At 44.6% G+C, this 8,696-nt stretch carries 7 protein-coding genes; 2 read left to right on the top strand and 5 right to left on the bottom strand.

All coding sequences use genetic code 11. From position 1 onward, the window contains the following. Positions 1 to 220 precede the first annotated feature (220 nt). Entirely contained in the window at positions 221 to 2,818 is a 2,598-nt protein-coding gene (topA, locus tag AACX68_RS08505; protein WP_228858856.1) for a type I DNA topoisomerase, read from the bottom strand. Positions 2,819 to 3,382: 564 nt separating this feature from the next. After that, positions 3,383 to 4,429, bottom strand: coding sequence for a protease SohB (gene sohB, locus AACX68_RS08500; protein ID WP_228858855.1), 1,047 nt, complete (start codon positions 4,427 to 4,429; stop codon positions 3,383 to 3,385). A 267-nt stretch (positions 4,430 to 4,696) separates the two neighbouring features. On the opposite strand from sohB, the gene AACX68_RS08495 reads away from it, so the two are divergent. Both AACX68_RS08495 and cobO read left to right on the top strand, forming a co-directional pair. After that, complete coding sequence (locus AACX68_RS08495) at positions 4,697 to 5,461, top strand: YciK family oxidoreductase (RefSeq protein WP_228858854.1); 765 nt, start codon at positions 4,697 to 4,699, stop codon at positions 5,459 to 5,461. Next, positions 5,461 to 6,057: a cob(I)yrinic acid a,c-diamide adenosyltransferase gene (cobO, locus tag AACX68_RS08490; protein ID WP_228858853.1), complete on the top strand. Its 597-nt coding sequence runs from the start codon at positions 5,461 to 5,463 to the stop codon at positions 6,055 to 6,057. The genes AACX68_RS08495 and cobO overlap by 1 nt, the downstream gene beginning before the upstream one ends. Before the next feature lie 81 nt (positions 6,058 to 6,138). On the opposite strand, the gene rluB is transcribed toward cobO, so the two are convergent. From rluB to rnm, 3 genes are all read right to left on the bottom strand, one after another. Continuing rightward, positions 6,139 to 7,062: a 23S rRNA pseudouridine(2605) synthase RluB gene (rluB, locus tag AACX68_RS08485; RefSeq protein ID WP_099111897.1), complete on the bottom strand. Its 924-nt coding sequence runs from the start codon at positions 7,060 to 7,062 to the stop codon at positions 6,139 to 6,141. A 63-nt stretch (positions 7,063 to 7,125) separates the two neighbouring features. Beyond that, the gene (locus AACX68_RS08480; protein ID WP_228858852.1) at positions 7,126 to 7,746 is read right to left on the bottom strand and encodes an L-threonylcarbamoyladenylate synthase; all 621 of its coding nucleotides are present in this window, start codon (positions 7,744 to 7,746) and stop codon (positions 7,126 to 7,128) included. A gap of 17 nt (positions 7,747 to 7,763) precedes the next feature. Continuing rightward, a complete protein-coding gene (rnm, locus tag AACX68_RS08475) occupies positions 7,764 to 8,636 on the bottom strand; it encodes an RNase RNM (RefSeq protein WP_228858851.1) in 873 nt (290 codons plus the stop codon). Positions 8,637 to 8,696 lie beyond the last annotated feature (60 nt).

Here is an 8,696-nt window from a genome sequence, read left to right as displayed (position 1 = left end):
CTATAACACTTGCTGTATATATATATAACAAATAATTAGAGTCAATAACGATTATTAATTACGTATTATAAAAATATTATGTTTAAATTCTTCATAAAAACAAAAAAAGCCAGTCCTGAGAACTGGCTTTACAGAAAAAAAAGTCATATTTTAATTCAAAAATAAAATATCTGTCTGATTATATTTCAATGGATTGGCTAGCAACCCATTATAATAACCATCACTTTTCTTTGACCGTCCATGTACCATCAACAAAAAATGCGGTCCAGCCCGTCGCTTTACCATTTTTCTCTGAAGAGACATATTGTTGTTTTGTCTTACGGCTAAAACGCACAATCGTTTTATTCCCTTCAGGGTCTTCAGTCGGTGCTTCCGCCAGATAACGCAATTTCTCAGGTAAACGGTCTTTAAACTGAGCGAGCTCTTCAACTAAAGGTGCACGTGTTTCCCGTGATTTCGGGAATGTGCTGGCAGCCAAAAATACACCGGCAGCCCCATCACGCAGAACGAAATAAGCATCTGACTTTTCACACGGCAACTCAGGTAATGGCACCGGATCTTCCTTCGGTGGTGCAACTTCTCCACTACGCAAGATCTTGCGGGTATTTTTGCACCCTTCGTTTGTACATCCCATATATTTGCCGAAACGCCCCATTTTCAGGTGCATTTCCGAGCCACATTTATCACATTCAACGATAGGACCGTCATAGCCTTTGATACGGAATTCGCCGTTCTCTACTTCGTAGCCATCACAAGCAGGATTATTACCGCAGACATGCAATTTACGCTGGGTATCAATCAAATAGCTGTCCATTGCTGTGCCACATTTAGTGCAGCGACGGCGAGCACGTAGCGCATTCGTTTCCGCATCATCGCCTTCAAGAATGTTCAGTATTTCATTTTCCGGGATCAGGTTAATGGTTTGCTTGCAACGCTCTTTTGGAGACAGTGCATAACCTGAACAACCTAAAAATACACCTGTCGTTGCGGTACGGATCCCCATCGGGCGACTACAGGTCGGGCATTCAATAGAAGTAATAACCATCGGATTCGGACGCATTCCGCCTTCTTCCGGATCTTTGCTGGCGATGTCCAGTTGCTCACTGAAATTGACGAAAAACTCATCCAGCACGCCTTTCCAGTTTGCTTCATTGTTTGCAACGTGATCGAGCTGATCTTCCATTCTTGCCGTAAAATCATAGCTCATCAGCTCGTTAAAGTTTTCTTCTAAACGATCGTTGACAATTTCACCCATTTTTTCCGCGTAGAAGCGGCGATTCTCAACCCGCACATAACCACGATCCTGAATGGTGGAAATGATTGAAGCATAAGTAGATGGGCGGCCAATACCCCGTTTTTCCAGCTCCTTAACCAGTGACGCCTCACTAAAGCGCGCCGGTGGCTTAGTAAAATGCTGGCTTGGGAGCAGTTTTTGTAAATCAAGGCCCGTCCCTACTTCCACGATAGGCAAAGTACGGTCATCATCTCCTTTACGCAAGGCAGGCATAACTTTTGTCCAGCCATCAAAACGTAAGGTACGGCCTTTTGCCCGCAATTCGAAATCGCCGGCCTGAACAGTCAGTGTGGTTGAATCGTATTTTGCCGGAGTCATCTGACAGGCAATAAACTGGCGCCAGATAAGCTGATACAATTTCTGGGCATCAGCTTCCATATCTTTCAGTGCTTCAGCCATAATCTCAACATTAGACGGCCGGATAGCTTCATGGGCTTCCTGCGAATTCTCTTTGCTGCTGTAAATATTGGCTTCTTTAGGCAGATATTTATCACCAAAGTTATCACTGATGTAACCGCGCACCATGCTCAAAGCATCCTGACTCAGATTGGTAGAATCAGTACGCATATAAGTAATGTGGCCTGCTTCATATAATTTCTGAGCCATCATCATGGTTTTCTTTACGCCAAAGCCTAACCGGGTACTAGCAGCCTGTTGCAGTGTAGAAGTAATAAACGGCGCACTTGGCTTACTTGACGTTGGACGATCTTCACGGTCGGTGATCTTATAACTGGCTTTTTCAAGTAAAGAGACGGCGGCCTGAGTCTGTTGAGCGTTAACTGGCTTAAATGGTTTACCCTCTTTATGGGTAACTTCCATATGGAGCTCAACGCCCCCTTTAGCCATGAGATCCGCATATATCTGCCAGTATTCTTCCGGAACGAAGGCTTTAATTTCCCGTTCACGATCAACAATAAGACGGACAGCTACGGATTGAACACGGCCAGCAGACAGCCCTCTGGCAACCTTTTTCCACAATAACGGTGAAACCATGTAACCAACCACGCGATCCATAAAACGGCGCGCCTGTTGTGCATTAACACGGTCAAGATTCAACTCACCCGGCTTATCAAAAGCCTGAGTAATCGCGTTTTTGGTAATTTCATTAAAAACAACACGGCTGAAACGTGTATCGTCTCCGCCAATGACTTCCCGCAAATGCCAGGCAATGGCTTCACCTTCGCGATCAAGGTCCGTTGCCAGATAAATATGCTGTGCTTTTTCAGCCAGTGTTTTCAGCTCTGCTACCACTTTTTCTTTGCCGGGCAAGATCTGATAATTCGCTTCCCAGCCATGGTAAGGGTCAACTCCCATTCGGTTAACCAGCGCTGTTTTCTCATCTTTTTTAGTTTTCTTTTTATTCTTATCGGTAGATGAGCTCGAACTCTTTTGACTCGTTGTACCACTGGTCGGCAAATCACGGATATGACCAACGCTGGATTTCACAACGTAGTCATTACCCAGATATTTATTGATTGTTTTGGCTTTTGCCGGGGACTCCACTATAACAAGAGCTTTACCCATAGTTACCTTTACCTAATTATCTTCTTTTCAGATGGCGAAAATTACGAAGTTATGTTGCGGTATATAAAATAGATCTCTTTTTATATTGCGATAGATTCGCAAGATATCAACTAATTTTTATCCCAGACTTTCGCTCAAACACCAAACCCTTTGAAATATATGAGATATTTTATACATAAACGCATACCATGCAATGACATGGCCTAACAGTTGTAAACAAAATCTTCCATCTGCATGACGAAAAGCCCACACTGTACCTGATAAAAAACGATGCGCAACAACTTATTTTTCTGGAAAGCAGAATAGGTGCAAACTAGAACACTTCCTGTCAAGCGGCAATTGCTGCTATAAAAACCAAATGAAATGATTAGGAAAATTATGATTTTTGTGCAAGGTAAACTATCTCTCAAGATAGTTCAGACAATATAAAGCAGGAAGAACTTTCTTAATTTATGGAGCGGATAATATGACAGTCATTCTGACCATGTCATACTATCCGCCATTAATGCAGATATATGTTATTGTTTAATCTATAGTTTACTGCATGTATCGCCAGATTTACTGTCAGAGCAGTGGCTTCTGGCCTCTTTGCCACCAGCGCATCAGCAATTTATCAGCACTTTCCATTGCGCTTCCCATAAAACGTTCCACTACACGCTTACGGCGGGAATAGCCGACTCCAATCACTTCACGGTGTTCAATTTGTGAAATCAGGAAATCATCACTGACACCAATTTCATCAATCAACCCAAGCTCTTTTGCCTGTGTGCCATACCAATACTCACCTGTCGCGACTTTATCGACTTCCAGTGCAGGACGATGATCATGAATGAACGATTTGAATAAGTTATGTGTTTCATTCAATTCTTCCCGGAATTTCTGCCGTCCCTGTTCGGTATTTTCTCCCAACATGGTCAGAGTACGTTTATATTCGCCTGCTGTATGCAATTCGATATCAACATCATTTTTCTTCAGTAACCGATGGATGTTTGGTAATTGCGCGACTACACCAATTGAGCCAATGATGGCAAAAGGCGCAGCAATAATACGATCAGCCACACATGCCATCATATAACCACCACTTGCTGCCACTTTATCTACCGCGATTGTCAGTCTGATACCTTTGTTTTTCAGACGAGCCAACTGAGATGCAGCAAGCCCGTAACCATGCACCACACCACCTGGGCTTTCCAGACGTACCAGAACTTCGTCATTTTTATCAGCGACAGCCAGAACCGCGCTGATCTCTTCACGCAGAGAATCGACTTCATGGGCATCCATACTGCCCTTGAAGTCAAGCACATAAAGGCTGCTTTTCGGTTCGCTCTTCAGGCCGCTTTTTGCCTCAGCCTTTTTCTGCTTGGCTTCACTTTTTTGCTGTTTTTTCTGCTCCTTCTGCCAGATTTTCAGCTCTGCCTCACTCATTCGAGCCTGCTGCATCTGACGTTGTTTTTCCTTATAAGTTTCACCAAGATTGGTCAGGCGCAATTCGCCTTTGTGCATTGTCTTACGCACACCAACTCCAATACAAAATACTACCAGAACGACGACTGCCAGGACGATAGTCACTACTTTTGCCAAGAACAGTCCGTATAGAGAAACATACTCCACAGATCCACCTTTCTTCATTAATGATGAACAATATATATTTCATTTTAACCAAAAACCTGAAACAGTGCTCTAACAGTTTATCTTGCTTCTGTTCCGTCAAATCTACTTCAGAAAAAATAATTAATGTAATTTATCTATTTTCACAAAAAAGAAAACAGATAAACTTTTGTCAATTTGACGAAAACACGAAGTTTTGTTCTGATAAGACGTAATGTGCTACACCTATCTACCCGCCAGATTTAAAAACTGTTTATAGAAGAGAATCAGATGTTAGATTACCAACCAAAGAATGACCTGCTGCAACAAAAAATCATTTTAGTCACTGGTGCCAGTGATGGTATTGGCCGTGAAGCTGCACTAACTTATGCCCGACATGGTGCACAGGTTATTTTGCTTGGACGCACAACGGCAAAACTGGAAGCGGTTAAACAGCAAATCGAAAATGAAGGCGGCTTACCTGCGGCTATTTATACGATGGATCTTTTAACTGTGACGGCTAATGAATGCCAGACTTTTGCTGACGAACTGGCACGGCATTATCCCCATCTGGATGGCGTATTACATAACGCAGGTTTATTGGGGGTTGTCGCGCCCATCACAGAACAGCCCGTCCAACTTTGGCATGATGTGATGCAGGTGAATGTCAATGCCACATTTATGCTGACTCAGGTACTGATCCCACTACTATTGAAATCCCCCCGGGGTTCTTTGGTATTTACCAGTTCCAGTGTGGGACGTGAAGGCAGAAGTGGCTGGGGAGTTTACTCTGTTTCCAAATTCGCTACAGAAGGTCTGATGCAGGTTTTAGCACAGGAATATCAGGGAACATCCCTGCGGGTTAATTGCATTAATCCGGGTGGAACCCGTACCAGTATGCGTGCCAGTGCATTCCCTGATGAAAATTCCGCCAAATTAAAAACACCTGCCGATATTATGCCCGTTTATCTTTACTTGATGGGAGATGACAGCCAGCATGATTCAGGTATCAGTTTTGATGCACAACCGGGCCGCAAAGCGGGACCAGCCGAATAATGACAAGAGATAACAGCCAGTACCAAAAAAGGCAGCAACGCCTGAAAGAAAAAGTCGATGCCCGCATCGCTGCCGCACAACAAGAGCGCGGTATCGTTATGGTTTTCACTGGCAATGGAAAAGGGAAAACCACGGCTGCATTCGGGACTGTCACCCGTACCGTTGGTCATGGCCAACGTGTTTGCGTTATCCAGTTCATCAAAGGGACATGGGAAAACGGAGAAAAAAATCTGCTGGAAAAAAACGGGGTCGAGTTTCATGTTATGGGAACTGGATTCACCTGGGAAACCCAAAATCGGGAAACAGATATTCACGCCTGTCATTCAGTATGGCAACATGCTTTAAGATTGTTATCCGATCCTTCAATCCAGCTTATTGTGCTTGATGAACTCACGTATATGGTCAGTTATGGGTATCTGGAACTTAGCGAAGTTCTGACAGCACTGAAACAGCGTCCTGCCAGCCAGTCAGTTATTATTACCGGACGAGGTTGTCACCGTGAGTTGCTTGAATTTGCCGATACCGTGACAGAAATGCGGCCGGTCAAACATGCTTTTGATGCGGGAATCAAAGCCCAGAGAGGCATCGATTGGTAAATAATATGGCTGGTAGAAATCATTGAGTGATAAGAGCCGCTGTTTGAAAGCGCAATAAGCGCTAACAGCGGCCTGCAAAGATTAACGGCCTTTAGGTGTCGTTTTTCTTCCTGTGTTCTGGCGGGAACTACTTGCAGGACGTTTTCCTGCCGGGCGAGAAGCTACCTGAGCATGTCGCCTTACTGCACGACGGATCTGATTGGCTTTGAGACGGCGCTGGTCGCGTTCAACCGCAACTTTGGATACAGTCTCTTCATTCAGCTCAACCAGCTGACGCAAATAGTTAGTCTGTTCCAGACCTAATTCAGTCCAGCCACCACGAGGTAAACCTTTCGGCAGATCAATATCACCATAACGAACGCGGATCAAACGGCTGACCTGCACGCCAACGGCTTCCCATAAACGTCTGACTTCGCGGTTACGCCCTTCCGTCAGAGTAACGTTATACCATTGGTTGATACCTTCCCCACCTTTAAACGAAATCGTCTTAAATGAAGCCGGGCCATCTTCCAACTGGACACCTTGTGTCAGTTGGCGCAGTTTTGCATTATCGACTTCACCAAAAACACGAACCGCATATTCACGTTCAACTTCACGGCTTGGGTGCATCAGACGGTTTGCCAGCTCGCCATCTGTTGTAAACAGCAACAGGCCACAAGTATTGATATCCAGACGCCCAACGGCAATCCAGCGCGCATCCTGCATTTTCGGCAAACGGTCAAAGACTGTCGGACGACCTTCCGGATCATGGCGGGTACACAACTCACCTTCAGGTTTATAGTAGGCCAGAACACGGCAAACTGTTTTTTGTGACTCTTTGATATTTAAGATCCGACCGTCAAAGCGAATTTTTGTGCCGGGCTTAACTTCAATACGATCACCCAACGTTGCGATCTTGCCATCAATGCTAATGCGACCCTGTTGAATATATCCTTCAATCTCACGGCGGGAGCCATGACCAGAACGCGCAAGAATTTTTTGTAACTTTTCTGTTTTATCGCTCATTGAGCAACCTCTGCTGTCGCCTTCACAGGCGTCGTATAATAAAAAAATAATAAAGTGGTTATCTTATAAAAAGGGCGTTACATCACCTTCGCCTTCGCGAAGAACCACTGGTGAATCCTCGGTTAAATCCACTACCGTTGTCGGTTGCTGCCCAAGATAGCCACCGTGAATGATTAAATCAACCTGTTTACCCAGCGCATCTTTAATCTCTTCCGGATCAGATTCCGCAAAATCATTTCCGGGTAAAATCAGACTACATGACATAAGAGGCTCACGCATTGCCTCTAACAGAGCTAATGCGATAGGGTTGGATGGAACACGCAGCCCTATCGTCTTACGTTTTTCATTCATTAAACGGCGCGGCACTTCTTTTGTCGCCTGCAGAATAAATGTGTAATTACCGGGTGTATTATTCTTAATTAGCCGGAATGCCTGATTACTCACATGGGCGTAAGTCGCAATTTCTGATAAATCACGACATACCAGCGTAAAATTGTGCCGTCCATCCAGTTGACGAATTCGGCATATACGGTTCATTGCGTCCTTGTTTTCGAGGCAGCAGCCAATAGCATAACCTGAATCAGTAGGATAAATGACAACTCCGCCCTTTTTTAGTACTTCCACACTCTGGTCAATAAGACGCGCCTGTGGATTATCAGGGTGGATATAAAAAAACTGGCTCATAACAATAACCTCTACTTCTATGCAGCTCCGCTCTGTGACCAATCGTGCCATATCGGTACAACATCACCGGGTAACCACAAATTACGACCAAGTTCTATCCATGAACAAGGCTGGTGAAAATCCGACCCTAATGATACTTTCAGCCCATATTCTCTTGCCAGTTGACCAAGTTGTTGCCTTTCATTAGGTGCTTGTTGGCATTGTGCAACTTCCATTGCATCACCACCATGTTGTTTAAACCAGATAATCAAGCGTTTCAGCCATTTCATTGACAAACCATATCTACCGGGATGAGCAATCACTGCCTGTCCTCCGGCCTGATGAATGGTTTCAACTGCCTGCTCGATTGTACACCATTGAGGCGGAACATAACCGATTTTTCCTTTCGCCAGATATTTTTTGAAAACCCGCTGAATTGTCGGCTCGATTCCCGCCTCAATCAGGTAACGGGCGAAATGACCACGAGTGACCTGCCCGCCATTGGCTAGCCGGGATGCACCTTCCCAAGCACCGGGAATACCTGCTTTAGCTAACCGATGCCCAATTTCAATGCCACGCTCTTTTCTTAAATTAACCTGATTAGACAGGAATGATTTTAAGGCAACGGAGTTAATATCAACATTTAACCCAACAATATGAATTTCCATATTTTGCCATAACGTTGAAATTTCAACGCCGGAGATTAACGTCATAGGCAACTGATTCTGCCTAATATGGTTTAAAGCCGCCGGAATACCTGCCGTTGTATCGTGATCCGTAATTGCCAGTACATGAATGCCCATGGAAATCGCTCTGTCCACGAGCTGCTCAGGTGATAAAACGCCGTCTGAAGCAGTCGTATGACTATGTAGATCATAGCGTTTTGTCATTTCACTGATGGCTTCAGTCATTGTTCTTTACCTGTGTGTTGGATGAAAAGCAGGCGCACTGTCTATCAGCTATCAGGCGAT

This window comes from Xenorhabdus sp. PB61.4, from assembly GCF_963894935.1.
Taxonomy (GTDB): Bacteria; Pseudomonadota; Gammaproteobacteria; order Enterobacterales; family Enterobacteriaceae; genus Xenorhabdus; species Xenorhabdus stockiae.
Note: the sequence above shows the minus strand (reverse complement) of the source record. Positions and strands in the feature narration are given on the sequence as shown.